The 25,922-nt window shown below is 69.5% G+C and carries 21 protein-coding genes; 10 read left to right on the forward strand and 11 right to left on the reverse strand.

Features of this window, described 5'->3' with window-relative positions:
• Positions 1-5: 5 nt before the first annotated feature.
• The 7 genes from RLT58_RS12335 to RLT58_RS12365 all read right to left on the reverse strand — a co-directional run bounded on the left by RLT58_RS12335 (position 6) and on the right by RLT58_RS12365 (position 10,399).
• Positions 6-956: an ABC transporter permease gene (locus RLT58_RS12335; protein ID WP_311310444.1), complete on the reverse strand. Its 951-nt coding sequence runs from the start codon at positions 954-956 to the stop codon at positions 6-8.
• The gene (locus RLT58_RS12340) at positions 949-1,881 is read right to left on the reverse strand and encodes an ABC transporter permease (RefSeq protein WP_311310445.1); all 933 of its coding nucleotides are present in this window, start codon (positions 1,879-1,881) and stop codon (positions 949-951) included. The genes RLT58_RS12335 and RLT58_RS12340 overlap by 8 nt, the downstream gene beginning before the upstream one ends.
• 166 nt (positions 1,882-2,047) lie before the next feature.
• Entirely contained in the window at positions 2,048-3,682 is a 1,635-nt protein-coding gene (locus RLT58_RS12345) for a peptide ABC transporter substrate-binding protein (RefSeq protein WP_311310446.1), read from the reverse strand.
• Between the two features lie 455 nt (positions 3,683-4,137).
• The gene (locus RLT58_RS12350; RefSeq protein ID WP_311310447.1) at positions 4,138-4,716 is read right to left on the reverse strand and encodes a hypothetical protein; all 579 of its coding nucleotides are present in this window, start codon (positions 4,714-4,716) and stop codon (positions 4,138-4,140) included.
• 283 nt (positions 4,717-4,999) lie between these two features.
• Positions 5,000-6,874, reverse strand: a complete 1,875-nt coding sequence (typA, locus tag RLT58_RS12355) for a translational GTPase TypA (protein WP_311310448.1) — start codon at positions 6,872-6,874, stop codon at positions 5,000-5,002.
• 138 nt (positions 6,875-7,012) lie between these two features.
• Positions 7,013-7,663: a hypothetical protein gene (locus RLT58_RS12360; RefSeq protein WP_311310449.1), complete on the reverse strand. Its 651-nt coding sequence runs from the start codon at positions 7,661-7,663 to the stop codon at positions 7,013-7,015.
• Between the two features lie 333 nt (positions 7,664-7,996).
• Positions 7,997-10,399 (reverse strand): ABC transporter family substrate-binding protein, encoded by a 2,403-nt coding sequence (locus RLT58_RS12365; protein WP_311310450.1) that lies wholly within the window; start codon positions 10,397-10,399, stop codon positions 7,997-7,999.
• Positions 10,400-10,695: 296 nt separating this feature from the next.
• On the opposite strand from RLT58_RS12365, the gene RLT58_RS12370 reads away from it, so the two are divergent.
• The 4 genes from RLT58_RS12370 (at position 10,696) to RLT58_RS12385 (ending at position 14,679) form a co-directional block, all read left to right on the forward strand.
• On the forward strand, positions 10,696-10,944 hold the full coding sequence (locus RLT58_RS12370) for an Rv0250c family protein (RefSeq protein ID WP_311310451.1): 249 nt from the start codon (positions 10,696-10,698) through the stop codon (positions 10,942-10,944).
• Between the two features lie 184 nt (positions 10,945-11,128).
• Positions 11,129-11,974 carry a succinate dehydrogenase subunit SdhC gene (locus RLT58_RS12375; RefSeq protein ID WP_311310452.1) on the forward strand — a complete coding sequence of 282 codons (846 nt, stop codon included), beginning with the start codon at positions 11,129-11,131 and terminating at the stop codon, positions 11,972-11,974.
• On the forward strand, positions 11,975-13,897 hold the full coding sequence (locus tag RLT58_RS12380) for a fumarate reductase/succinate dehydrogenase flavoprotein subunit (protein ID WP_311310453.1): 1,923 nt from the start codon (positions 11,975-11,977) through the stop codon (positions 13,895-13,897).
• Positions 13,894-14,679: a succinate dehydrogenase/fumarate reductase iron-sulfur subunit gene (locus RLT58_RS12385; RefSeq protein ID WP_311310454.1), complete on the forward strand. Its 786-nt coding sequence runs from the start codon at positions 13,894-13,896 to the stop codon at positions 14,677-14,679. Before RLT58_RS12380 ends, RLT58_RS12385 begins: the two co-directional genes overlap by 4 nt.
• A 9-nt stretch (positions 14,680-14,688) precedes the next feature.
• Here RLT58_RS12385 and RLT58_RS12390 read toward each other — a convergent pair whose 3' ends face one another.
• The 3 genes from RLT58_RS12390 to RLT58_RS12400 are packed head-to-tail and all read right to left on the reverse strand — an operon-like array spanning position 14,689 to position 17,155.
• Positions 14,689-15,243, reverse strand: coding sequence for an isochorismatase family protein (locus RLT58_RS12390; RefSeq protein ID WP_311310455.1), 555 nt, complete (start codon positions 15,241-15,243; stop codon positions 14,689-14,691).
• Between the two features lie 38 nt (positions 15,244-15,281).
• Positions 15,282-16,685, reverse strand: a complete 1,404-nt coding sequence (locus RLT58_RS12395; protein WP_399131875.1) for an MFS transporter — start codon at positions 16,683-16,685, stop codon at positions 15,282-15,284.
• A gap of 14 nt (positions 16,686-16,699) precedes the next feature.
• On the reverse strand, positions 16,700-17,155 hold the full coding sequence (locus RLT58_RS12400; RefSeq protein WP_311310456.1) for a MarR family winged helix-turn-helix transcriptional regulator: 456 nt from the start codon (positions 17,153-17,155) through the stop codon (positions 16,700-16,702).
• A gap of 177 nt (positions 17,156-17,332) precedes the next feature.
• On the opposite strand from RLT58_RS12400, the gene RLT58_RS12405 reads away from it, so the two are divergent.
• The gene (locus RLT58_RS12405) at positions 17,333-18,388 is read left to right on the forward strand and encodes a LacI family DNA-binding transcriptional regulator (RefSeq protein WP_311310457.1); all 1,056 of its coding nucleotides are present in this window, start codon (positions 17,333-17,335) and stop codon (positions 18,386-18,388) included.
• A gap of 95 nt (positions 18,389-18,483) precedes the next feature.
• On the opposite strand, the gene RLT58_RS12410 is transcribed toward RLT58_RS12405, so the two are convergent.
• Complete coding sequence (locus RLT58_RS12410; protein WP_311310458.1) at positions 18,484-19,467, reverse strand: acetylxylan esterase; 984 nt, start codon at positions 19,465-19,467, stop codon at positions 18,484-18,486.
• Positions 19,468-19,724: 257 nt separating this feature from the next.
• Here RLT58_RS12410 and RLT58_RS12415 point away from each other — a divergent pair, with 257 nt between their 5' ends.
• The 5 genes from RLT58_RS12415 (at position 19,725) to RLT58_RS12435 (ending at position 25,811) form a co-directional block, all read left to right on the forward strand.
• Positions 19,725-20,975: a sugar ABC transporter substrate-binding protein gene (locus RLT58_RS12415; protein WP_311310459.1), complete on the forward strand. Its 1,251-nt coding sequence runs from the start codon at positions 19,725-19,727 to the stop codon at positions 20,973-20,975.
• A gap of 5 nt (positions 20,976-20,980) precedes the next feature.
• Positions 20,981-21,973 (forward strand): carbohydrate ABC transporter permease, encoded by a 993-nt coding sequence (locus RLT58_RS12420; RefSeq protein WP_311310460.1) that lies wholly within the window; start codon positions 20,981-20,983, stop codon positions 21,971-21,973.
• On the forward strand, positions 21,970-22,863 hold the full coding sequence (locus RLT58_RS12425) for a carbohydrate ABC transporter permease (protein ID WP_311310461.1): 894 nt from the start codon (positions 21,970-21,972) through the stop codon (positions 22,861-22,863). The genes RLT58_RS12420 and RLT58_RS12425 overlap by 4 nt, the downstream gene beginning before the upstream one ends.
• A 105-nt stretch (positions 22,864-22,968) precedes the next feature.
• On the forward strand, positions 22,969-24,171 hold the full coding sequence (locus tag RLT58_RS12430; protein ID WP_311310462.1) for a glycoside hydrolase family 1 protein: 1,203 nt from the start codon (positions 22,969-22,971) through the stop codon (positions 24,169-24,171).
• Positions 24,172-24,338: 167 nt separating this feature from the next.
• Positions 24,339-25,811, forward strand: coding sequence for a glucoamylase family protein (locus tag RLT58_RS12435; RefSeq protein WP_311310463.1), 1,473 nt, complete (start codon positions 24,339-24,341; stop codon positions 25,809-25,811).
• Positions 25,812-25,922: the final 111 nt, after the last annotated feature.

Genomic DNA, 25,922 nt, shown 5'->3' on the forward strand with positions numbered 1-25,922 from the left:
CCCTCCTATCGCGACTTCGGATCGAGGGCGTTGCGGACGGCTTCGCCGAGCATGATGAACGCCAGAACGGTGATGCTGAGCATGATCGACGGGTACAGCAGGATGTGCTGCGCGACGCGGATCTGGGCGGCGCCGTCGGAGATGTCCATGCCCCAGGAGATCGTCGGGTCGGCGAGACCCAGACCCAGGTAGGACAGGGTCGCCTCGGCGGAGATGTAGACACCCAGCGAGATGGTCGCGACCACGATCACGGGGGCCATGGCGTTGGGCAGGATGTGCCGGAAGAGGATCCGGTTGGTGCCCGCGCCCAGCGCTCTGGCGGCCTGTACGTAGTCCGACTGCTTGATCACGATCACCGCGCCGCGCATGACACGTGCGATCTGCGTCCAGCCGAGGAACGCGAGCGCAAGGACAACCACCCACACCGAATGATCGGTAAAGGCCTGCAGCACCACCATGGCTCCGAGCAGGAACGGAATCCCGAGGAACACGTTGGTGAAGAACCCGGAGAGCAGCGCGTCGACCCAGCCGCCGAAGTAACCGGCGAGCATGCCGATCAGGCCGCCGAACAGCGTCACCAGGAGCGTGACGCAGACGCCGACGGTGACCGAGGCGCGGGTGCCGTAGATGACACGCGCGTAGACGCTGTGGCCCTGGCCGTCGTAGCCGAGCCAGCCTGCGGAGCCGACCTTGCTCAGCTCCGGCTTGCCCAGGTAGTGGTGCACCAGGTCGCTGCTGGTGGGCGAGGCGCTGGTGAACAGACCCGGGAACACCGCCATCACGAGCAGGATCAGGATGAGTACCGAGGAGACGATGAAGTACCAGTTGGAGCGCAGGTCCCGCCAGGCGTCGCCCCACAGGCTGCGGGCTTTGTCGGCCTTCACGGTCGCCGCCGGGTCCACGATGGGCGCCTTGGCGTCCTCGGGGGCGGGTGCGGTCTTGGTCGCGTCAGGCATAACGGATCCTCGGGTCCAGGACCGCGTACAGCAGGTCGACGATGAGGCTCATGAGGAGATAAACGAGCACCAGGATGGTGACGAGGCCGACGAGCGTCGTGCCCTCGCGCTTGACGATCGACTCGTAGATCGTGCCGCCGACGCCCTTGACGTTGAACAGGCCCTCGGTGACGACCGCGCCGCCCATCAGGGCACCCAGGTCGGTGCCGAGGAAGGTGATGACGGGGATCAGCGAGTTGCGCATCAGGTGCACACCGACGATGCGGCGCTTGGGCAGGCCCTTGGCGATGGCGGTGCGCATGTAGTCAGACCGCAGGTTCTCGGCCATGGTCGTACGTGTCAGTCTCGCCACATAGGCGAGTGACAGCGACCCCAGAACGATCGCAGGAGCGAGGAGTTCGCCCCACTTGGCGTCACTGGAAACATTTGGATCGATCCAGCCGAGCTGGAAGGCGAACACCGTCTTGACGATGAAGCCGAGGACGAACACCGGGATCGAGATGATCAGCAGGGTGAAGACCAGGATCACGTTGTCGGTGAGCCGGCCGGCACGCAGACCGGCGATCATCCCGAGACCGATACCGATGACGATCTCGATGACGAAGGCCATGCCCGCCAGTCGGAAGGTAACGGGGAACGCGTCGCCGAGGACGTCCGTGACGGGACGTCCGCTGGCTATCTGATCACCGAAATCACCGTGCAGGACGATGCCTGACATGTAATTCCAGTACTGCTGCAGGATGGGCTGGTCCAGCCCCAGTTGGTGCCGCATGGCGGCCAGGGTGGCGGGGTCGGCGCCCTTGTCCCCGAAGAGGCCCCGCACGGGGTCGCCGGGCAGTGTGTAGACCATCAGGAAGATGAGCAGGGTGGTCCCGAGGAAGACCGGGATCATCTGGAGCAGTCGTCGTGCGACATAGCGCCCCATGGTGCCTCCATGTAAGTGGCGAGCGGCAGCCGACGGGCCCTTCCCCGTGACCGGTCCCCTGTGGGGTTGTCGGTGATGGGAAAGGGCCCCCCGGCCGCGGCGTGCAGGTTGGTCCGGGACCGATGTCAGTGTCGGTCCCGCACCGGCCTGCGGACTACGTCGGTGTTTACTTCTTGACCTGAACCTGGGTCAGGATCGGGTCGCCGTCCTGGGCGTACTGAACGTTCTGGACCTTCTCCGAGTAACCGGCGTTGACCTTGTAGTACCAGAGCGGAATGGTCGGCATGTACTTGACCAGCTCCTTCTCGATCTCCTGGTACCCCTTGACCGACTCGTCGAGCGTGGCAGCGGAGTCCGCGGCCTTGATCTTCTTGTCGAGGTCCTTGTTGGAGAAGAAGCCGTTGTTACCGGCCGCACCCGTACGGAACAGGTCGCTGATGAAGTTCGCGTTCACCGGGTAGTCGAGCACCCAGGCGCCGCGGTAGAACGACTTGACCTGCTTGGCGTCACGGGCGTTCAGGTCCGCCTGGAAGTCGGCCTTCGAGTCGCCGGCGCACGCGACACCGGTCGCCTGGGTGATGCTGTTGCAGACAGCCTCGACCCATTCCTTGTGACCACCGTCGGCGTTGAACTGGATGTAGATCTTGTTACCCGGAACACCGCCGCCCTCCTTGATGAGGGCCTTCGCCTTGGTCGGGTTGTACTTGGTGACGTCACCCGCGACGTTCGGCTGGTAGCCGAGAACGCCCTGGGCCACCCAGCCCGTGGCCGGCTCGCGGGTGCCCTGGAGCACCGTCTTGGTGATGGTGTCGCGGTCGATCGCCATCGACAGGCCCTGCAGGACCTTCGGGTCGGTGTTCTTCCACTGCTTGGTGTACATGGCGACGCCGAGCGTCTGGATCGCGGAGTACGGCTTGTCCACCGCACGGTCGCCGAGGTCGGACCGGTAGACCGGAAGGTCCTTCGGCGCGATCTGGCGCAGCACGTCGACGTTGCCGGACTTCAGGTCCTCGTAGGCGGTTTCGAGAGTGGTGTAGTTCTTGAAGATCACACCACCGTTCTTCGCCTTGTCAGCACCCTTGTAGTCGTCGTTGCGGACGACCTTGATCTGCTTCTTGTGGTCCCAGCTGACGAACTTGTACGCACCGTTGCCGACCGGCTTCTGGCCGGCGGCCTTCGGGTCCGCGTAGAAGGACTCGGGCAGCGGAGAGAAGACCGTGTAGCCGAGCTTGTACGAGAAGTACGGCAGCGGGTTGTTGAGCTCGACGGTGAAGGTGGAGTCGTCGACGATCTTCAGACCCGACATGGCGTCGGCCTTGGGCTTGGCCTTCGGGTCCTCGGGGTGAACGTCGGCGAAGCCCTTGATGTCGGCGAACCAGGACGCGTTGGTCTGAGCGTTCTTGATGTTCGCGGCCCAGTTCCACGCCTTGACGTAGGACTCCGCGGTGACGGGCGTGCCGTCGTGGAACTTCCAGTCCTTCTTGAGCTTGATCGTCCAGAGCTTGCTGTCCTTGGTGTCGACAGACTCCGCGTTGATCATCTCAAGCTTGCCGGACGGGTCGTAGTCAACCAGCTGCGAGAAGATCGCGTCGGTGACGATGCTGCCGTTCGACTCCATCGTGTTGGCCGGCTGCAGCGGGTTCTGCGGCTCACCGACCTCGACGGAGAAGATGCCGTCGGCGTTGACGGCACCCTTGGCGCCCCCCTTGTCGGCATTGTCGTCGCCGTCGCCACAGGCAGTCGCAGCCAGGGCGATGATGGCCGCTCCCGCGACCCACTTGGCGCTCTTGGCACCACGCATGGGTTTCCTCCTCATGAGTCCACTTTTGACTACAAGAAGGGCACTGGATTGATCACCGACACCCCTGACGGTGATCGTTTCAGTGCCCTGAGTGTGCTCGTGAGTCGACACTCCCCACAGTGCGTGACCCATTGACCCGAGCTCAATGGAGCCAACTATTAAGTACGACTGGGCTGTAAACCACACCTAAAGGGTCTCATTTTGACAACATCGACTCAGCGCGTAGACCCGAAATGCGGACAAAGGGATACCAGACAGACACCCCCGAAACGGACCGTTCACACATGTACCGGATCGGGTTGCCCGATAGTCGAACGCCCGGTCGTCGAAATCGACTTCACATGTCCGCACCCTCGTGCAGCACCCGACCCTCTCCGGCCGACAAGACGCCGGACGCCCCGCCGACCCATGCAAGCAGGTCGGCGGGGCGCCTGAACAGAGGGCCCGTCAGCGACTCAGCAGTACTCCTTCTTCACGAACGCCGCCAAGGATGCCTTCGGGGGCTTCGTGCCGCAGCGGACGCCGCCCTCGACCGCGGCCGTCCAGCTCTGCGCCTTGCCGTACCGTCCGGTCTTGACCCACTTCGTGCCGCGATCGCAGCGGTACTGCGTGTAGTAGCCGGTGGCCTTCCGCGTTCCCGCGTAGAACACATAGGTGTCGAACTTGGTGAAGTTGTAGGTGACCGTCTCCGACTTCGTATTCGTGATCCTTCCCTCGGCCGCGAGCTCCAGGCCGATGGACCCTTCAAAGCTGGCGAGGACAGCCTTGCCACTGACCTTGGCACCGGCCGTTGCCTTGACGGACGCCTTGACCTCGGCAACCTTCTCTGCCTTGTAGGTCCTCTTGCCCGAGTCTCCGGTGTAGTGCTCGACGACTCTCTTGTGCGTGACGAGCCACGGCTTGCTCTTCGAGGACCACGTCAGCTTCGTCCGCCCCGGGCTGCACATCGGGTCGTTTCCCGCCGCCACCGCCGGCGTTGTGAGAGCCGCCGACGCCGCCGCCCCCGCGAGTGCGATCGCCACAATCTTCCGCATCGTCATCCTTTGCTTTCGCGCATCAAAACTGATCCCCACCACTGCTTGCTGTGCCGCCAGCCGGCGGCACAGCAAGCATCCTGCCGAAGCGAGGCTCCGCATTCCACCGATCTGAGGGAAGCTTGAGCCTTCTGTAATGAACCGAGTGCTTTATGTAATCGGAAGTTCCACTTCCAGCATCCGTTTCCAGTGGCACATTGCTGGCTGCCGACAGAGGAGGTGCACAGATACGGAAGGCCCGGTTCCGTGTCGGGACGGAACCAGGCCTGGCTTTCTCCGTGGGTCAGTTGTGCTTGGCGCGCGACGCGGCGCGGCCGCGGTCCTTCTGGTCCAGGACGACCTTGCGGATCCGCACGGTCTCCGGGGTCACCTCGATGCACTCGTCGTCGCGGCAGAACTCGAGGGACTGCTCCAGCGACAGCTTGCGGGCCGGCACCACGTTCTCCGTGGTGTCGGCGGAGGCCGCACGCATGTTGGTGAGCTTCTTCTCCTTGGTGATGTTCACGTCCATGTCGTCGGCGCGCGAGTTCTCGCCGATGATCATGCCCTCGTAGACCTCGGTGCCGGCCTCGGTGAAGATGACACCGCGCTCCTGGAGGTTGACCATCGCGAACGGCGTGACCGTGCCCGCGCGGTCCGCGACCAGGGAGCCGTTGTGACGGGTCCGCAGCTCGCCGAACCACGGCTCGTGGCCCTCGAAGAGGGAGTGCGCGATGCCCGTGCCGCGGGTCTGGGTCAGGAACTCCGTACGGAAGCCGATGAGGCCGCGGGACGGGACGATCCACTCCATGCGGACCCAGCCCGAACCGTGGTTCGTCATGGTCTCCATGCGGCCCTTGCGGGTCGCCATGAGCTGCGTGATGGCGCCGAGGTGCTCCTCGGGCGAGTCGATCGTCATGCGCTCGATCGGCTCGTGCGTCTTGCCGTCGACCTGCTTGGTGACGACCTCCGGCTTGCCGACGGTCAGCTCGAAGCCCTCGCGGCGCATCTGCTCGACCAGGATGGCGAGCGCCAGCTCACCGCGGCCCTGGACCTCCCAGGCGTCCGGGCGCTCGGTCTCCAGGACGCGCAGCGAGACGTTACCGATGAGCTCGCGGTCGAGGCGGTCCTTGATCTGGCGCGCGGTGACCTTGTGGCCCTTGCCGCCCTTGCCGACGAGCGGCGAGGTGTTGGCACCGATGGTCATCGAGATGGCCGGCTCGTCCACCGTGATCAGCGGCAGTGCGATCGGGTTCTCCGGGTCGGCCAGGGTCTCGCCGATCATGATGTCCGGGATACCGGCGATCGCGCAGATGTCACCCGGGCCGGCCTTCTCGGCGGGCTTGCGGGTGAGCGCCTCGGTCATCAGCAGCTCGGTGATCCGGACGTTGGACTGCGTGCCGTCACGCTTGATCCAGGTGACCGTCTGGCCCTTGCGCAGCTCGCCCTGCTCGACACGGCAGAGCGCGATACGGCCGAGGAAGTTGTCGGCGTCCAGGTTGGTGACGTGCGCCTGGAGCGGGGCCTCCTCGTCGTACTCGGGGGCCGGGACCGTGGAGAGGATGGTGCTGAAGAACGGCTCCAGGTTGGTGCTGTCCTGCGGGACCGTGCCGTCCTCCGGCTTGGTCAGCGAGGCGACACCGTCACGGGCGCAGGCGTAGACGATCGGGAACTCGATCTGGTCCTCGTCCGCGTCCAGGTCCAGGAACAGGTCGTACGTCTCGTCGATGACCTCGGCGATCCGGGAGTCCGGGCGGTCCGTCTTGTTGATGCAGAGGATGACCGGCAGCTTGGCCGTCAGCGCCTTGCGGAGCACGAAGCGGGTCTGCGGCAGCGGGCCCTCGGAGGCGTCGACCAGCAGCACGACCGCGTCCACCATCGACAGGCCGCGCTCGACCTCACCACCGAAGTCGGCGTGGCCGGGGGTGTCGATGATGTTGATCGTGATGACGTCGCCGCCATCCTTGGGGTGGTACTTCACGGCCGTGTTCTTGGCCAGGATCGTGATGCCCTTCTCACGCTCCAGGTCGTTCGAGTCCATCATGCGGTCGTCGAGCGACTCGGCAGCGTGCGCGGCGAAGGAGCCGGCCTGCTTGAGCATGGCGTCGACCAGCGTGGTCTTGCCGTGGTCGACGTGGGCGACGATGGCTACGTTACGGATGTCGTGGCGCGTGGGCATGGGTGGCTTGCGCTTCTCTCGGATCGGGGATTCAGGCGTCTTAGTCGGTCTTGAGTCCTCGTACGCCCGCCGGGCGGACGCGCCACGGCTAGTCCCCATGGTACGGGCCCGACGGGTCGGAGGCTTCCCGGGCGGTCGCTACCGGCCACAGGACAGCCGGACGGCCTCGTGCGCGGCGGCCGACGCGTCCTTGGGCAGCGCCTCGTCGCAGTCGACGACTCCCCCGCCCGAGTTGCCCCATGTCACCACATGCCCGGTGGTCGGTTCCTGGCCCTTGCCGCTTCCGCAGGTGTACCGGAAATCCGTCTCGACCAGCTTGACGAAACTGAAGTTCACCAGGCGGGCGGTGTGCCCGCCGACCTCGCCGCCTCCCTCGTCGAGAGGCGCGTACGTGCCGGGCTCGCCCAGTCCCGATCCGTCCTGCGGGTCGCCCCCCTTGTCCGCGAAACCGAGGCGCACGCTCAGCGCGAAGAGCACGTCCCGCGAGTCCAGCCTCGGGCCGACGGCCTCCACGGACGCCTGGTCGGTGCGCAGCCGGCGGACCGGCTCGGTCAGCTTGGTGCGCTTGCCCGTGACGCGCTGCACATCGGAGACACCGTTCAGCACGAAGAGGCTCTGCTCGTTGAACCAGGTGTAGGTGCCGCCCTCGCAGGCCCGCTCCCGGGGAGCGGACACGGGCTCCGCGCTGCCCGCCGGCGCACCGGCCGTCGAGGGGCTCGCGGCAGCCTTGGGTGCGTCCGGCGCCGAGGTGCAGCCGCTCGTGGCCGTGAGGAGTCCTGCGACAGCCACGGCGACCGCCGTGCTGAGAGCCCGCGTCCGCTTCATGTTTCCGCCCCCGTGATCAGTTCTTCCGGCGGATTTCACCGGTGGTCGTGAACACGGTCCCCGGGCGGACTCCGCGGACGCGGGACTTGAGCAACTTCAGAGGTGGGGCTCCGAAGCCGCGGGCTCCGATGTGGGGAACGGAGCGGGGGCTCCGCGGCGGATCTTCGGGGTTGGGGCCCCAAGACCGTCCGGCGGAGTGGCTACCCGGGTCAGCAGGTGGGCACAGCCTTGCCCGCCGGCAGGCCGGCGGGCAAGGGAATTGAGCCAGTTCTGAGCTTTCGATTCCGCTCTGACCTGCTACTTCTTCGGGTTTGCGGGGGCTCCGGCGGACTGCGGCGTCTTGAAACCGATGTCCTGGTAGTGCGGCACCCCGAAGCCGAAGGCGCCGACGTTCACCAGCTTCTTGTCGGTCGCGACGAGCTGCGGGCGCTGATAGAGAGGAATCGATCCTGCGGCGGCCCAGATCCGGGCGTCCGCCTTCTTCATCAGATCCCGGGCCGTGGCCTCGTCCAGTTCGGAGACCGCCTGGTCGAAGAGCTGGTCGATGTGGTCCGTACCGACCCGGGTGTAGTTCTGCTCGACGAGCAGCGAGCCGTCGGTCGCGGGCACCGGCTTGGCGAAGATCGGGCGGTCGTCCGTGGCCGGGTAGGCCGTGGCGGGCCAGGAGTAGAGCGCCAGGTCGTAGTCGCCGGACGCGACGTGGTCCCGGAAGTAGCTCTCGTCGGAGACCTTGGTGATCTCGGTACGGATCCCGATCGTGTCGAGCATCGCGGCGATCTTGTCCCCCACGCTGCGCAGGGACTCCGAGCCGGGGCCGGAGGGCAGGACGAACCGCAGGCTCAGCGGCTTGCCGTCCTTGCCGAGCGGACCGCGCGCCACGTCGGCGGCCTGGGCCGGGGCCGCGGTGCCGACCGGGGCGTACGCGCCGACCGCGCCGCCCGGCTGCCGGTCCTGGGCCAAGAGGTGGGCGGGGGCGTCCTCGGAGGTGCCGGTGCCGCCGAGGCGTCCGGCCTGGCGGAGCAGGGCCACGCTCTGGACGGCCGCCGCGGGGGCGGGCGCGATGACGTGGGTGGCCGCGCCCTCGGCCTCGCCGGGCTTGTTGTCGTCGCCGACGATGTAGAGGCCCTCGTCGGCGGCGGGCTCGCGGCGGGCGGCGTCGTTGGTCTTGCCGTCGTCCTTGGCCCCGTCGCCCTTCTGCGCCTTCTCCTCCTCCTTCTTCTCCTTCTTCTCGGCCGCCTTGTCCGCCTTGTCCGCGGCGGCCTTCTTCTCCGCGTCCGTCTGCTTCTCGCCCTCGCTGCCGGCCTTGGTCCCCTCGGTCTTCTTCAGGGCGCCCTCGCGCGTCCAGCCCGCGTCGGCCAGCAGCGCCTGCGCCTCCTTGGTGTCCTGGCCGCCGAGTGCCTTGCTGCCGTCCTTGTACGCGGGCTGCCCGGCCAGGGCCAGGTGGCTGCCGAGCGGGTCGGCGGGCAGGCCGAGCGGCTTGAGCACGGTGTTCGCGAGCTCCTGGCGGTCCAGGGCACGCGCCACGGCCCGGCGCACCCGGTCGTCGGCCAGCGGCCCGGTCTCGCCGTTCAGGGCGAGCTGGGTGTAGGCGGGCTCCAGCGACTTGCGGACGGTGTAGCGGCGCAGGTCGCTCTGCTCGGTGGCGTACGCCTCGGCCGCCCGGGACTTCTCGTCCCTGGCCTCCTGCGCCTCCTCGGCCGCCTCCTCGTCGGAGCCGTGCGCCAGCGCCCAGGAGCGCAGCGCCTGGGCGGGGGTGATCTCCGAGCCGGGGCCGTGGGCGGGCGGCGCGCCGTTGGAGCCGCCGCTGTCCCGGGCCGCCTGGACGATGCGGTGGGCGGCCGCCGCGTCGATGTCGGCGACGTCGACCTTGCCCTTGGTCAGCGCCTCGGTGCGGTCCTGCGGCTTGACCGCCTTGAAGACCAGCGAGTCGAGCTTGGCCGGGCTGCCCCACCAGCGCGGGTTGCGGGTCAGCGTGACGGACTTCGCGTCCTTGTCCACCTTGCCCAGCCGGAACGGTCCGGCGGTCGCCTTGATCGTGGCGCGTGCCCCGTCGTTGAAGGCGTCCGGGGAGCCAGTGACCTGCTTCGGGTAGAGCGGGGAGAAGAGGGAGCGCCAGTCCGCGTACGGCTTGGCGAAGGTGACCTTGACCTCCAGGTCGTCGGCGCCGCGCTCGATCTTCTCGATGCGTTCGTACCCGGCGTTGCGGGCGGTCCAGAACGCGGAGTCCTTGCCGCTCAGCGCGCGCCACTGGGCGACGAAGTCGGGCGCCCCGATCTCCCGTCCGTCGCTCCAGACCGCCTGCTGGTTGAGCCGGTAGAGCACGACCTGCTTGGGCTCGGTGTCGACCACCTTCGCGGATTCGAGGTAGTCCGGGTTGAGCTGCGGCCGGCCCTTGGCGTCCAGCGGGAAGAGGGTCGGCAGCAGGGCGCCGGTGATCCGGCTCGTGGCCGCGTCGGCGTCCGCCTGGTAGGCGTTGAGGGTGGCGGGCATCGCGTCGATCGCCCAGTTGACCGTGCCGCCGTTGGCGACCTGGGCGCGGGCCGCGGGCGCGACGTCCTGCGGGGCGACGGCGGTGGTGGTCGCCTCGTCCTCGCCCGAGCTGCAGCCGGCCAGCACGGGGAGCGTGAGCACCCCCGTGGTGAGGAGGGCGAGCGAGCGGCGCTTTCGGGCTGTCCCGCGCGGGACGCCGACGTGGGACATGACTGATACCTCCGGGGACGGCCCGGCCCACCCGTACCCGAATGGACCGGATTATGCATGTTTGGTGGCATTTGCAGTTGATCACACTGGTTCCGCCCGTCCACTGAAGGCGCTCACGCGCGAGAGGCGGCGCAGACACGGCGCAGCCGCCCCGAAACCTCACCCGTGCGGCGGAGCCGCCGCACCCGGGCCCGCGAGCCGGTCCGGCCCGCTCCCTTCCCAAACCGGATGTGACGCGCGACACTCGCATGCGCATGGACATGGACCACCCGCGACTGCGGAAGTGAGATCAAGTCATGTCGCTGCACGACGAATTGACGGCAATTCAGCACTGCCTCGACGACCTGGTCCGCACCGTCGGACGGCTGGAGCAGAGCCTCGCGCGGCTGCGCGCGGCGGACACCGGCCGGGAAGGTCTCGCCCCGGCCGGCCCCGCCGACCCCGTCGACGGCGTCATCACGATCACCGAGGCGCCCTACGACAGCACTCTGTGGACGGACGCGGACGACGAGGGTCTGGGCGTCCGCGGCAGGCACGCCCCCTAGGGCGTGTCGTCAAACTGGCGTCTGCCGGGCGACGCCATGCACGCACTCTCGCCGCACCGGCCCCAGACCCCGGTACGCCCAGTACAGGGGCCTGGGGCCGGCACGCCGAGAGCACGCACCTGACGCCGCCCGGCCGCCCTACGGGCAACGACACCAGTTTGACGACACGCCCTAGGAGAGTTCCTTGGCCACCGGTACGGAAACAGGAACGGATTCAGGAACGGCCCCGGGCGCCCGGGCCACGGGGGTCCACCACGCCACCCGGGCCGCCATCGCCGCCCGCCATCTGCGGACCGACCGCTGGTGGCTGGCGCCCGCCGTGACGGCGGCCGGGCTGCTCGCCTTCATCGTCTACTCGACCTGGCGGGCGTTCTCGAACGCGGACTACTACGCCGCCCCTTATGTCTCGCCGTTCTACTCGCCCTGTCTGGCGGACAACTGCGCCCCCATGCGGCACGGCCCGAACTGGGAGCTCCTCGGCAGCTGGTGGGGCCTGTCCCCCGCCCTGCTGATCCTGATCTTCCCGCTCGGTTTCCGGCTGACCTGCTACTACTACCGCAAGGCCTACTACCGGGGCTTCTGGGCCTCGCCCCCGGCCTGCGCGATCGCCGAGCCGCACCGGACGTACAGCGGGGAGACCCGCTTCCCGCTGGTCATGCAGAACATGCACCGCTACTTCTTCTACGCGGCGGTGCCGGTCGCCGGGATCCTCACGTACGACACCGTGCTCTCCTTCCGCGACACGCACTACGCGTGGGGGCACATGGGGCTCGGTTCGCTGGTCTTCCTGGTCAACATCACGCTGATCTGGGCGTACACCCTGTCCTGCCACTCCTGCCGGCACATCATCGGCGGCCGGCTGCGGCACTTCTCGAAGCATCCCGTGCGCTACCGGCTGTGGGGCTGGGTGGGGCGGCTCAACGCCCACCACATGCTGCTGGCCTGGGCCTCGCTGATCAGCGTGGCGCTCGCCGACTTCTATGTGTACCTCGTCGCCTCCGGCGCCTTCGACGATCCGAGGTTCTTCTGAATGACTGAGCTCGAACGGCAGCAGTGGGACGTCGTCGTGGTCGGTGCCGGGGGCGCCGGGCTGCGCGCCGCCATCGAGGCGCGGGAGCGCGGTGCCCGTACCGCCGTCATCTGCAAATCGCTCTTCGGCAAGGCGCACACGGTCATGGCGGAGGGCGGGATCGCCGCCTCCATGGGCAATGTGAACTCCGGCGACAACTGGCAGGTGCACTTCCGCGACACCATGCGCGGCGGGAAGTTCCTCAACCAGTGGCGGATGGCGGAGCTGCACGCCAAGGAGGCGCCCGACCGGGTCTGGGAGCTGGAGACCTGGGGCGCCCTCTTCGACCGCACCCCCGAGGGCAAGATCTCCCAGCGCAACTTCGGCGGCCACGAGTACCCCCGCCTGGCCCATGTCGGGGACCGTACCGGCCTCGAACTGATCCGCACCCTCCAGCAGAAGATCGTCTCGCTCCAGCAGGAGGACGAGCGCGAGTTCGGTGACTACGAGGCACGGCTGAAGGTCTTCCAGGAGTGCACGGTGACCCGAGTCCTGAAAGAACAACGCCCGAAGGACGGGGACCGCGTCTCGGGCACCTTCTGCTACGAGCGCGAGTCGGGCCGCTTCTTCGTGCTGGAGGCGCCCGCGGTCGTCCTCGCCACCGGCGGCATCGGCAAGTCCTTCAAGGTGACGTCGAACTCCTGGGAGTACACCGGCGACGGCCATGCGCTGGCGCTGCTGGCGGGGGCGCCCCTGCTGAACATGGAGTTCGTGCAGTTCCACCCGACCGGGATGGTCTGGCCGCCCTCGGTCAAGGGCATCCTCGTCACCGAGTCGGTGCGCGGCGACGGCGGGGTGCTGCGCAACTCCGAGGGCAAGCGGTTCATGTTCGACTACGTCCCCGACGTGTTCAAGGAGAAGTACGCGCAGTCGGAGGAGGAGGGCGACCGCTGGTACGAGGACCCGGACCACAACCGCCGGCCGCCCGAGCTGCTGCCGCGCGACGAGGTCGCCCGGGCCATCAACTCCGAGGTGAAGGCGGGCCGGGGCTCCCCGCACGGCGGGGTGTTCCTGGATGTGTCGACCCGGATGCCGGCCGAGCGCATCCGGCGGCGGCTGCCCTCGATGTACCACCAGTTCAAGGAGCTGGCGGACGTCGACATCACGGCCGAGGCGATGGAGGTCGGCCCCACCTGCCACTACGTGATGGGCGGCATCGCCGTCGACTCGGACAGCGCGGCCGCCCTCGATGTGCCGGGGCTGTTCGCGGCGGGCGAGGTGGCGGGCGGCATGCACGGCTCCAACCGGCTCGGCGGGAACTCCCTCTCCGACCTGCTGGTCTTCGGCCGCCGGGCCGGGCTGCACGCCGCCGCGTACGCCGCGGCGGCCGCCACCCCGCCCGTGGCGGACGAGGCGCAGATCGACGCGGCCGCGGCGGAGGCGCTGCGTCCGTTCAGCGCGGAGGCCCCCGCAGGTGACGTACCGCCGGAGAATCCGTACACCCTGCACCAGGAACTCCAGCAGACGATGAACGACCTGGTCGGCATCATCCGGCGCGCCCCCGAGATGGAACGGGCCCTGGAGAAGCTGGCCGGGCTGCGCGAGCGGGCCGGGCGCGCCGGGGTGGAGGGGCACCGGCAGTTCAACCCGGGCTGGCATCTCGCCCTGGACCTGCGGAACATGCTGCTGGTCAGCGAGTGCATCGCGCGGGCGGCGCTGGAGCGCACCGAGAGCCGCGGCGGCCACACGCGCGAGGACTGTCCGGCGATGGAGCGCTCCTGGCGGCCGGTGAACCTGCTGTGCCGGCCGGTGGAGGATCCGGACGCCGCGGGCCTGATCGCGCTCGTCCGCACGGTGACCGAACCCATCCGTCCCGACCTGCTCTCCCTGTTCGAGAAGGAGGAGCTGGCCAAGTACCTCGCCGAAGAGGAGCTCTACGAGTGAGCAGCTACGACGCACGGTTCAGGGTGTGGCGCGGGGACGCCTCGGGCGGCGGACTCCAGGACTTCTCGGTCGAGGTCAACGACGGCGAGGTGGTCCTCGACATCATCCACCGCATCCAGGCCACCCGGGCGGGCGATCTGGCGGTGCGGTGGAACTGCAAGGCGGGCAAGTGCGGTTCGTGCAGCGCGGAGATCAACGGCAGGCCCCGGCTGATGTGCATGACCCGGATGTCGGTGTTCGGCCGTGAGGAGACGGTCACGGTCACCCCGCTGCGGGCCTTCCCCGTGGTGCGCGATCTGGTGACGGATGTGTCGTTCAACTACGCCAAGGCACGGGAGGTGCCCGCCTTCGTACCCCCGGAGGGGGTGAAGGCGGGCGACTACCGCATGCAGCAGGTCGATGTGGACCGCTCTCAGGAGTTCCGCAAGTGCATCGAGTGCTTCCTGTGCCAGGACACCTGCCATGTGGTGCGCGACCACGAGGAGAACAAGGCGTCCTTCGCCGGACCGCGCTTCCTGATGCGGGTGGCCGAGCTGGACATGCACCCGCTGGACGCCGCCGCCGAGTCCGGGCTCGACCGCAAGGCGACGGCCCAGGAGGAGCACGGACTCGGCTACTGCAACATCACCAAGTGCTGTACGGAGGTCTGCCCCGAGCACATCAGGATCACGGACAACGCGCTGATCCCGCTGAAGGAACGGGCGGTGGACCGCACGTACGACCCGCTGGTCTGGCTGGGGAACAAGATCCGCCGGCGCGATCCCTCCCGCGATCCCTCCTGAGGGGAGGCGTCAGCCGAGCAGCTTGACGATCTCCTCGGTGGTGCCGGTCTCGCCCAGGCGCGGGAAGATGCGCTCGATGCTGTTCGCGTGGGTCTCGGCGCTCATGTCGGTCATCGCGTCCGTGGCGAGCGTGACGTGGTAGCCGTGCTCGTACGCCGAGCGGGCGGTGGACTCGACGCCGATGCTCGTCGCGATCCCGGTCACCACGACCTGGGTGATGCCGCGGCGGCGCAGCTGGAGGTCGAGGTCGGTGCCGTAGAAGGCGCCCCACTGCTGCTTGGTGACGACGATGTCGCCGTCCTTCGGGCCGAGCTCAGGGACGATCTCGGCCCAGTCGGCGGCCGGCTTGCCGGAGCGGGCGGGGCCCTCGGTGCGGCCGGGGGCACCGCCGGTGACCCGGACCAGGACGACGGGCAGGCCCTTGGCGCGGAAGGCGTCGGCCAGCGTCGCGGAGTGCGCGATGACGTCGGCGCTGGGGTGCGGCGCGGTGGGCAGCCCGGCGATGCCCTTCTGGAGGTCGACGACGACCAGCGCGGTCTTCGGGTCGAGGGTGGTGACGCTCATGGTGGTGCTCCTTGCGGGGTGGGGGTGGACGGTTCGGTTCAGGTACGGCCGCGCAGGGCGCGGTCGGTGACGGTGAGGACGATGAGCAGCACGCCGAGGACGGCGGCGACGGCGGCCATCAGATGCAGGCCCGCGTCGTCGGCCGACCGGCCGTAGGCGAGGGCGATCAGGCTGGATGCCGTGATGGCGCCCATGTACTGGGCGGTGCGCTGGAGCCCGGCGGCGGAGCCGATGGACTCGGCGGGCGCGTAGGCCTGGACGGCCGCCTGGTTGCTGGTGCCGATCAGCCCCTGCGGGATGCCGAAGCAGGCCCCGGCCAGCAGCAGGACGGCGAGCGGGGTGTCGCCGGAGAGCAGGAACAGCAGCCCGGCCCCGGCGGTGAGCAGCACACAGGCCAGCGTGAGCGGGCCCCGGATGCCCTTCGTACGGGCGCCGAGCAGCGAGCAGACCAGGGCGGCGACGGACATCGGCAGCATCAGCAGCCCGGTGTGCCCCGAGGAGTAGCCCCGGGCCTCCTCCAGCCACTGCGTGTACCCGTACATCACGCAGTAGATGAGGAGGTAGCTGACGCCGTGCCGCAGATACGTACGCGAGAGCGCGGGGTTCCCGGCGAGCATCCGCAGGTCGATGAACGGCTCGGGGCGGCGCAGCTGCCAGCGCACCAGGGCAGCGGTCAGCACGGCGAAGGGCGCGAGCAGCCACCACATCGGGTGCGCGAGGTCGAGCAGGAAGAAGACCAGCACGGTCAGGGCGGTGGTGAACAGGCCGATGCCCAGCGGGTCCAGGCCCAGCCGGGGCGCGGCCCCGTCGGCGGCCCGCGCGCGGGGCGGGTCGGCCGGGATCCAGCGCAGCGCGGCAGCCAACGCGACGAGCGCGACGGGCACGTTGACCGCGAAGATCCCGCGCCAGCCGACGGCCATGACCAGCAGCCCGCCGAGCGTGGGCCCGACGGCGGCGCTGCCGAGCGCGGCGAAGGAGAGCCGGGCCAGCACGGGCCTCGGGGTGGCCCGGCCGACCCGGGCGGACTCGTCCCGCAGCACCGCCATGGCGGCGGGGTAGGCGGCCGACGTACCGATGCCGAGCAGCAGCCGCGACACGATCAGCCAGCCGAAGCCGGGCGCCAGGGCCCCGACCAGGCCGGAGGCGATGACGACGAGCAGACCGGCGAGGAAGACCCGGCGGGGGCCGAGGACGTCGGCGAGTTTGCCCAGGACGGGCTGGGCGACCGCGCTGGCGAGGTAGAGGACCGAGATCAGCCAGGCGGTGTCGGCGGCGCCGATGCCGAAGTGGTGCCCGATCGCCACCAGCGCGGTGGAGATCATGGTCGTGTTGAGCGGGTTGAGCAGGGAGCCGAGCAGCAGCGGGGCGGTGAGCCGGGTGCTGAATCCGGGTCCGCCGGCCGCCTTCCGGGGCGGTGCCTCCTGGGCGGCCGCCGCGGGCAGCGCGTCGCGCGCGGTCACGAACCGACCAGGCGCTCGATCAGGGCGGTCGCCTCGGCGACCGTGCGGCGCTCGGCCCCGTCGAGTTCGGCGGCTATGGCCTCGGCCAGCCAGTTCCGCTTGGCGGCCCGGACCTCGGCGAGCATCGTGCGGCCCGCCTCCGTGATCGACATGACCGACTTGCGGCCGTCGGCGGGGTCCGGCGACCGCTCGACGAGCCCCTGACCCTCCAGCGCGCCCAGGGTCAGCCGCATGGACTGGGGGCGTACGAACTCGGCGCGGGCCAGATCCGCCGTGGTGGTGGGCCCCCCGTCGTCGAGCCGGGCCAGCACGGAGCGCTGGGTCGGGGTCAGCAGCGACTCCGAGGACGAGGACCGCAGCCGCCGCAGCAGCCGGCCGACCGCGGCGGCGAGATGGTTCGCCACCTCCTCGGCGGTCGGGTCGACGGGGGCGGCTCCGGACGGGTGCGTCATGGGACCACCGTAAAAGATGCACAGGCCATCTTGCAAGGCTGCCTGTCTATCTTCGGGTCGATTCCGGATGGCCTTGCTCGCACACGGCCCGCGATCTAGGGTGAATGCGCTTTCAATACGTGTACGTCGACGTTCGTCGATACGCGCCGGTACGAGGAAGAAGCGGACGGTCGTCGAGTGAGCGCCCCAACGGTGTACGACGTCGCCGAGCGGTCGGGCGTCTCCATTGCCACGGTGTCGCGGGTCTACCGCAACCCCGACTCGGTACGCGCCCAGACCCGCGAGCGGGTCCTGGAGGCGGCCCGGGAGCTCGGCTACGTACCGAGCGGCAACGCCCGGGGACTAGCCAGCCGCACCACCGGGGTCCTCGGCCTCTGCTTCCCCGACTACGCCGACCCGGACGCGGAGGCCGACGCCGAGGCGGACAGCGACGCCGACGACGCGGTGATGCTCTACTCCGACCAGATCATCCGGGGCATGGAGCGGGCCGCCCGCCGGCACGGCTACGCCCTGCTGATCGCGGCGTCCCTGGAGGGCGGCCCGGAGAGCCTGGTCGCGAAGGTCGCGGGGCGGGTCGACGGCTTCGCCGTCCTGGCGCAGACCGTGCCGACCGAGGACCTCGAGGTGATATCGCGCCGGCTGCCGGTGGTGATGCTCGCCGGGCCGCGCGAGATCGACCACCTCGACCACATCGTCGTCGCCAACGCCGACGGCGAGCGCGAACTGACCCGCCACCTCATCGAGGACCACGGGCTGCGCCGGCTCGCCTTCATCGGGGGCGACGCCGGCTCACCGGACGCCGAGGCGCGCTTCCGGGGCTTCCGGGAGGCGTACCGGGAGGCCGGCCTCCCGGTGCCGGACGCACCGGCCCTGCGGACGGCGATGATGACCCAGGCCGAGGGTGCGACGGCCGCCGAAACCCTGCTGGACCGGGACGGGGAACGGCCCGACGCGATGGTGTTCGCCAACGACCAGATGGCGGTGGGCGCGCTGCGCGCCCTGGCCCGGCGCGGGGTGCGGGTGCCGGAGGACATGGCGGTGACCGGCTTCGACGGGATCCCGCTCAGCCGGATCGTGCAGCCGCCGCTGACGACGGTGCGCCAGCCGATCCGCCGCCTGGGCGAGCAGGCGGTGGAGCTCCTGGTCCAGCGCCTGAACAACGCCACCCGCGAACCGGTCTCCCTCACCCTCCCGGTCTCCCTCACCCGCCGCCGAAGCTGCGGCTGCGGCTGACCGGCGCCCGGCGGGGGCCGACACCCACTCCGGCCACCGCCCACCCCGTCCGGCGCTTGAGGACGGAACCCCGCGGCCCGACCGCCTGCACGCCACTACCGCCCCAGCCACTCCCCGAAGAACCTCCGCCGCGCCGCCCCCAGCGCGGCCACGTCCTGCCCCAGCCCCGCGTGCTCGAAGTGCCCCGCCTCCAGCACCAGCAGTTCCCGCTCCCCCGCCAGCGCGTTGTACACCGCGAACTGGCCGGGCGGCGGCACGGACGGGTCGAACAGTGCCGCCGCCACCAGCGTCGGCCGCTCCAGGAACCCCGCCGCCGTCGCCGCGTCGAAGTACCGCAGCACGTCCACGGCCTCGGGATGCCCCCGGTGGTACCGCCGCACCGACTCCCCGCTGCCCGCGCACGGCAGCGTGAGCCGCAGCGGGTGGTTCCCGAACGTGGGCACCGTCAGCTGCGCCGCCCCGAACCGCTCGTCCCACGGCAGGGCCAGCGCCCCCAGCCCCCCGCCGAAGCTCTCCCCGAGGTAGCCGAGCCGGCCCGCGCCCGCCAGGCCCGGGAACAGCTCCTGGAGCGCCGACGCCGCACACCACAGGTCCGCCGCGCAGTCGCCGATCACATACGTCTCGCGCGACGCGATCCCGTGCAGCACATGGCGGTCCGCCTCGTCCGGGATGCCCGCCACGAGCCCCCGCGCCCCCATCCCCCGTACGCACGGCAGGATCGCGGCCGCCGACGGCAGCGGCAGCGGCAGGTCGGGCCCCGGCTCCTGCCGGCCCCCGTACCCGTGCCCGACGACGAAGCCGTGCCCTACCGGCTCCCCCGCCGCCGGCAGCACGAGCCAGCCGCCCAGGCGCACCCCGCCCACCGAGGTGTACGTCACACCGTGGATCCGTACACCGTCGCGCTCGTCCTCCAGGGGCCCGATCTCCGGCTCCGCGGCCACCGCGCGCGCCGCCTCGTACCGGCCGCGCCAGAACGCCGCGAACCCGTCCGGAGCGGGCGGCGCATCCACGGCCCTCAGGTCGTCGAGGGTGCGCCCATAGGCCGGATCGAAGGGGAAATCGTGCGCGAACGAAGCCATGGCCACGACAGTAACGCCGCCCGTTTCCCGGCCGGGATCGCCGGCCCGCCCCCGCGCACCAACCATGCGGAATCGGTCACACAGGCACCTTTTCCGCAAACGGCGCCCTTACCGTTCCAAGTTGAACATTCAGATGTCCAGCACGTTGCACGAGTGTGACCCAGCACCCTCTTGCGGATTCCCGAATGTCTGCCGCACAGTGATGTATGCGCTTACAGGCAGCGCATACATCCGGATTGCTCAAGGAGGAGCCCTCCATGTCCCGCATCGCCAGAACCGCCTCCACGGGCATCGGTATCGCAGTCGTGCTCTCGCTCGGTCTCACCGCGTGCGGCAGCTCCGGAGGCGCGAGCGTCGCCGCGGACAAGAAGCAGACGCTCACCGTGTGGGCCATGGGGGCCGAGGGCGAGAAGCTCGCGGATGTGGCCAAGGTCTACGAGAAGGCCCACCCGAACATCACCGTAAAGGTGACCCCGGTCGGCTGGGACGTCGCCCACCAGAAGCTGGTCTCCGCGGCCGCCGCCGGCACCATGCCGGACGTGGCGCAGATGGGCGGCAGCTACATGGGCGAGTTCTCCGAACTCGGCGTGCTGGAGCCGGTCGACACCAAGACCTTCCACGAGAAGGACTTCTTCCCGGCCGGCTGGAAGCAGGGCGAGGTGGACGGCCAGGCCTACGGCGTGCCGTGGTACGTCGACACCCGCGTCCTCTACTACCGCACCGACCTGGCGAAGAAGGCGGGCATCACCAAGGCTCCGGCCGACTGGAAGGAACTGCGGGACCTCGCCACCGCGTACCAGAAGAAGGCCGGTACCAAGTGGGGGCTGTCCATCCAGCCCAGCGGCCTGGACACGGTGCAGAGCTTCTACTCCTTCCTCTACTCGGCCGGCGGCGAGATCGTCGACGACAAGGGCGAGACCGTCATCGACAGCCCCGCGGCCGTCAAGGCCCTCAAGGAGTACGCCTCGTACTTCGACAAGGGCCTCTCCGACAAGTCCCTGCCGCCCGGCTACGACGTGGTGAAGGACTTCGGCAACGGCCGCGTCCCGATGTTCTTCGGCGGCCCCTGGCACGTCACCCTGCTCGACGAGGGCCAGCCGCAGCTCAAGGGCAAGTGGGCGGTGGCCGGCGTACCCGCCGGCAAGTCCTCGGTGTCGATGGCCGGCGGCTCCTCGCTGGTCATCTCCAAGGACAGCGAGCACAAGGCCGCCGCCACACAGTTCATCAAGTACCTGACGGATACCAAGGGCCAGGCCGACTGGTACAAGCGCACCAAGGACCTGCCGGCCAACACCGCCGCCTGGACCTCCGGTGACCTCGCCGACGACGCCGGTCTGCAGGTCTTCAAGAAGCAGATGGACACCGCCAAGTCCTCCCCGTCGCTGCCCAACTGGACCGAGGTCACCGACAAGGTCGACCAGGCCGTCGCGAAGGTGACCCAGGGCAAGGCGTCCGCCGAGGACGCGCTGAAGACCGCGCAGTCCCAGATCGAAGGCCTCGTGAAGTAGGAGCCATGAGCACCACGACCGGAAAGGCCGCACAGCCGGCCAAGGTGCAGGCCGCGCCGGGGGCCACCGCGTCCCCGGCGGCCGGGCCGAAGGGACCGCGCAGGCGCGGGAAGCCCTCGATGGGTGTGCAGAACGTGGCCGGCTGGCTCTTCTCCACTCCCTTCCTCGTTCTCTTCCTCGTCTTCATGGCCGTCCCGATCATCGCCACGCTGGTGATGAGCTTCACGGACTTCGGGCTGCGCAACGTGACGCACCCGATGGACGCGAACTTCATCGGACTCGACAACTACACGCAGCTGTTCAGCGACGACAAGTTCCTCAAGTCGCTGTTCAACACGGCGTACTTCGTGGTCGTCGGCGTCCCGCTGACGATCCTCATCGGACTGGTCGTCGCCGTACTGCTGAACAACGGCATCGACCGGGCCCGGACCTTCTTCCGCGTCGGCTTCTACGCCCCCGTCGTGACCACCATCGTGGCGGTCGCCGTCGTCTGGCGCTTCGTCCTCGACCCGAGCGACGGCCTGGTGGCGGGGCTCTTCTCCGAGGTGGGTCTCACCGCCCCGGACTTCCTGGGCTCCGAGACGCTCGCCATGCCCTCCATGATCGCGATGGCGGTCTGGCGCAACGTCGGCACGGTCATGGTCCTGTTCATCGCCGGCCTCCAGGCCATCCCCACCGAGGTGCGGGAGGCGGCACGGCTCGACGGGGCGAACGTCTGGCAGGAGTTCAAGGGCATCACCGTCCCGCTGCTGCGGCCCACACTGCTCTACGCCACGGTGATCACCACCATCGGCTACCTCAACGTCTTCGAGGAGCCCTTCGTGATGACGCAGGGCGGCCCCTCGGACTCGACGCTCACCGTCTCGCTGAACATGTACCGCGAGGGCTTCAACTTCTTCCACATGGGCTATGCGAGCGCCATGGCGTATGTCCTCTTCGTAGTGATCATGGGCATCACGGTGCTGCAGCTCCGACTGCTGAAGGACAACACGAAATGAGCGCGACCACCGCGGCCGGGCCGAAGTCCGTCGAGCCGAAGTCCGTCAAGCCGAAGTCCGCCGGGCCGAAGTCCGTGAAGCGGGTCCTCGTCTACGTCCTGCTCTCCGTCGGGCTGCTGATCATGTCGGCACCGTTCCTGTGGATGGCCCTCTCCTCGTTCAAGACGACGAGCGAGCTGACCGCGAGCCCGCCAGTCTGGATCCCGACCGAATGGACCCTGGACAACTTCCGGGACCTGCTCGACAAGCTCGATCTGCCGCTGTACTTCATGAACTCGGTGATCGTGGCCGTGCTGGTCACCGTCTCGAACCTGGTGTTCTGCTCGATGCTCGGCTACGCCCTGGCCAAGCTGAACTTCGCCGGCCGCAACAAGATCTTCGGTCTGGTGCTGGGCGCGCTCATGGTGCCCGGCAACCTGATGCTGCTCCCGCTGTTCGTCCTGATGAGCAAGATGCAGCTGATCGACTCCTACGCCGGTCTGGTGCTGCCGTTCGCGGCGGGCGCCTTCGGGGTCTTCCTGATGCGGCAGTTCATGCAGTCGATCCCGGACGAGCTGCTGGAGGCGGCCCGGATGGACGGCGCCGGCGAGTGGTACATCTTCTGGCGGATCGTGATGCCGCTGGTGAAGCCCGCCCTGGCGACGCTGTCGATCTTCACGTTCCTCGGGTCCTGGAACAACTTCGTCTGGCCGCTCATCGCGACCAACGACCCCGACAAGTACACCCTCCCGGTCGCCCTGGCCACGTTCGCCACCGACCCCAACAAGGCGGGCGGCTCCAACGGAATGCTGATGGCCGGGTCCTTCCTGATCGTGCTGCCGGTCCTGGTCGTGTTCATCGCGCTCCAGCGGCACTTCACCCAGGGCATCGCCACGGCGGGCATGAAGTAGTCCGCCCGGGGCGCCCCGGTCCGACCGGCCGCCCCACCGATACGTACGAGGCCGCGCCCCACTCCGCCGGCCGCACCCCTTCACGCACCAGAAAGACAGTTTGCGATGACTCACACCCAGGTCCCGTTCCCCGAAGGCTTCCTGTGGGGCGCCTCCACGGCCGCCCACCAGATCGAGGGCAACAACACCAACAGCGACTGGTGGGTCAAGGAGCACACCGCGGGCACCCACATCCAGGAGCCCAGCCTGGACGCCTGTGACAGCTACCACCGCTGGCGCGAGGACATGGACGTGCTCGCCGGACTGGGCTTCACCGACTACCGCTTCTCCATCGAGTGGGCCCGCATCGAGCCCGCCGAGGGGCGGTTCTCCCGCGCCGAGCTCGCCCACTACCGGCGGATGGTCGAGGGTGCCGTCGAGCGCGGGCTGCGCCCGATGGTCACGCTGCACCACTTCACCGTGCCCCAGTGGTTCGAGGAGCGCGGCGGCTTCACCTCCGAGGGCGCGACCGAGCTGTTCGCCCGGTACGTCGCGGCCTGCGCGCCCGTGATCGGCGAGGACGTGAGCCACGTCTGCACCATCAACGAGCCGAACATGATCGCCGTCATGGCGGGCCAGGCCAAGCGCGGCGACATCGGCTTCCCGCCCGCCGGTCTGCCCACCCCGGACGACGAGACCACCCTCGCCGTGATCGCCGCCCACCACGCGGCCGTCAAGGAGGTCAAGGCGATCAACCCCGCCATCCAGGTGGGCTGGACCATCGCCAACCAGGTCTACCAGGCCCTCCCCGGTGCCGAGGAGGTCACCGCGGCCTACCGCCACCCCCGCGAGGACGTCTTCATCGAGGCCGCGCGCGGCGACGACTGGATCGGTGTCCAGTCCTACACCCGGACGAAGATCGGCACCGACGGCCCGATCCCGACGGCGGACGACGTCGAGCGCACCCTCACGCAGTGGGAGTACTACCCCGCCGCGGTCGGATACGCGCTGCGCCACACCGCCGAGGTCGTGGGCCGCGACATCCCGCTGATCGTCACCGAGAACGGCATCGCCACGGACGACGACAGCCGCCGGATCGACTACTACACGGGCGCGCTGAACGAGGTCGCCGCCGCGCTGGAGGACGGCCTCAACGTCCAGGGCTATCTGGCCTGGAGCGCGCTCGACAACTACGAGTGGGGCTCGTACAAGCCGACCTTCGGGCTCATCGGGTGGAACCCCGAGACGTTCGAACGGCTGCCGAAGCCGTCCGCCCTCTGGCTGGGCGAGCTGGGCCGCACCCGCGCCCTGCCCCGCACCGCCGGCTGACCCCGGCCCACCGACCGGGAACCCCTGACGGCTCCCGCCCGTACGGGAACCGGCGGAACCTGACCTCCGCCGGTTCCCGTACCGCACCACCGGCCGCTTTCGGCCACCGCACCGAGCACGCCACGAATCTCCCCCATCCCCCTTCTGCCACCGGGAGCCGGATCTTCATGGACCGTCGCACGTTTCTCACCGCCACCGGGGCAGGGGCCGCCGCCCTCTCCCTCGGAGCCCTGTCCGCGCCCCCGGCGGGCGCCGTTGCCCACGGCCGCGCGCCGGACCGGGAGCTGCTGCTGCGCTGGTTCCGCGCCACGTATCGCTCGATCGAGGCCATGACGACCGATCTCGGGCTCGCCGTCGACAAGATCGATGTGAGCGGCCACGGCGGTGCCGTCCTCGCGCGCCAGACCTCGCCCACCAACATCGGCTGCGGTCTCTGGTCCACCGTCGCCGCCGGCGGCCTCGGTGTGATCGACGACGCCACGATGCGGCGCAGGCTGGAGCGCACGGTCCGGTCCGTCGAGAAGCTGGAGCGCCCTCACGGCTTCTGGCTCAACTGGTACGACGCGCACGACGGTTCGGTGCTGACCGAGTGGCCCGGCACCGGGGACCCGGTCCGGCCGTTCCTCTCGTCCGTCGACAACGCCTGGCTGGTCACCGGCCTGCGCATCGCCGCGGACGCGGCGCCCGGGCTGGGGCCGCGCATCGCCCGGCTGCTGGCGGACGCCGACTGGTCGTACTACTACACGCCCTACGACCCGGCCGATCCGGTCGCCGGCCCCGGCCAGCTGCGCGGCGGCTTCTGGACCGACACCGGGGAGCCCACGGGCCATCACTACGGCGCCCTCAACACCGAGCCCCGGATGGCCAGTTACCTGGGCATCGCCGACGGTTCGCTGCCCGCAGACCACTACTGGCACCTGCTGCGCACCATGCTCCCCGGCAACGAGCAGGAGCAGGAGCCGCAGGGCTCGTACGCGGCGATGGACGGCATCCGCGTCTGGCAGGGCCACTACACGCACCGGGGCCGCAAGCTCGTCCCCACCTGGGGCGGGTCGATGTTCGAGGCCCTCATGGTGCCGCTCTTCGTACCGGAGCCCGAGTGGTCGCCGCGCTCGTGGGGCCGCAGCCACCAGCGGTATGTGCGCGGGCAGATCGAGCACGGCATGCAGGAGGCGCGGTACGGGTACTGGGGCTTCTCCCCCGCCAATGTGCCGGAGGGCGGCTATCAGGAGTACGGCGTCGACGCGCTCGGCATGCAGACCGACGGGTACGCCTCCAACACCGACCGGACGTACACGACGGACGGCGACCCGCTGCCGCCGGCGTCCGCGTTCACCAACGGTGTGGTCACCCCGCACGCCTCGTTCCTCGCGCTGCCCTACGCACCGGCCGAGGCGGTGACGAATCTGCGCGCGCTGGACCGTGATTTCGGCGCCTACCACGAGGGCTACGGCTTCCGGGACTCCGTCAACGTCTCCACCGGACGGGTCAGCGACTTCGCGCTCGCCCTCGACCAGGGCATGATCGCCGCCGCCCTGGCCCAGGCACTGCGCCCCGGGCTGCTCCAGCGGCCGTTCCGGACCGGCGGCTTCCGCTCCCGGGTACGGCCCCTGCTCGCCAAGGAGCGCTTCAGCATCTGAGCCGCGCCGGGCCACGCGCCGGGTGACGGGCCGGTCCGGTCCGTCACCCGGCCGGACCACGGGCCGGGGTCCGGCCCCTCGCCGGGTCGCGGCACCCCAGGTGCGGACATA

The organism is Streptomyces sp. ITFR-16, from assembly GCF_031844705.1.
Lineage (GTDB): Bacteria > Actinomycetota > Actinomycetes > Streptomycetales > Streptomycetaceae > Streptomyces.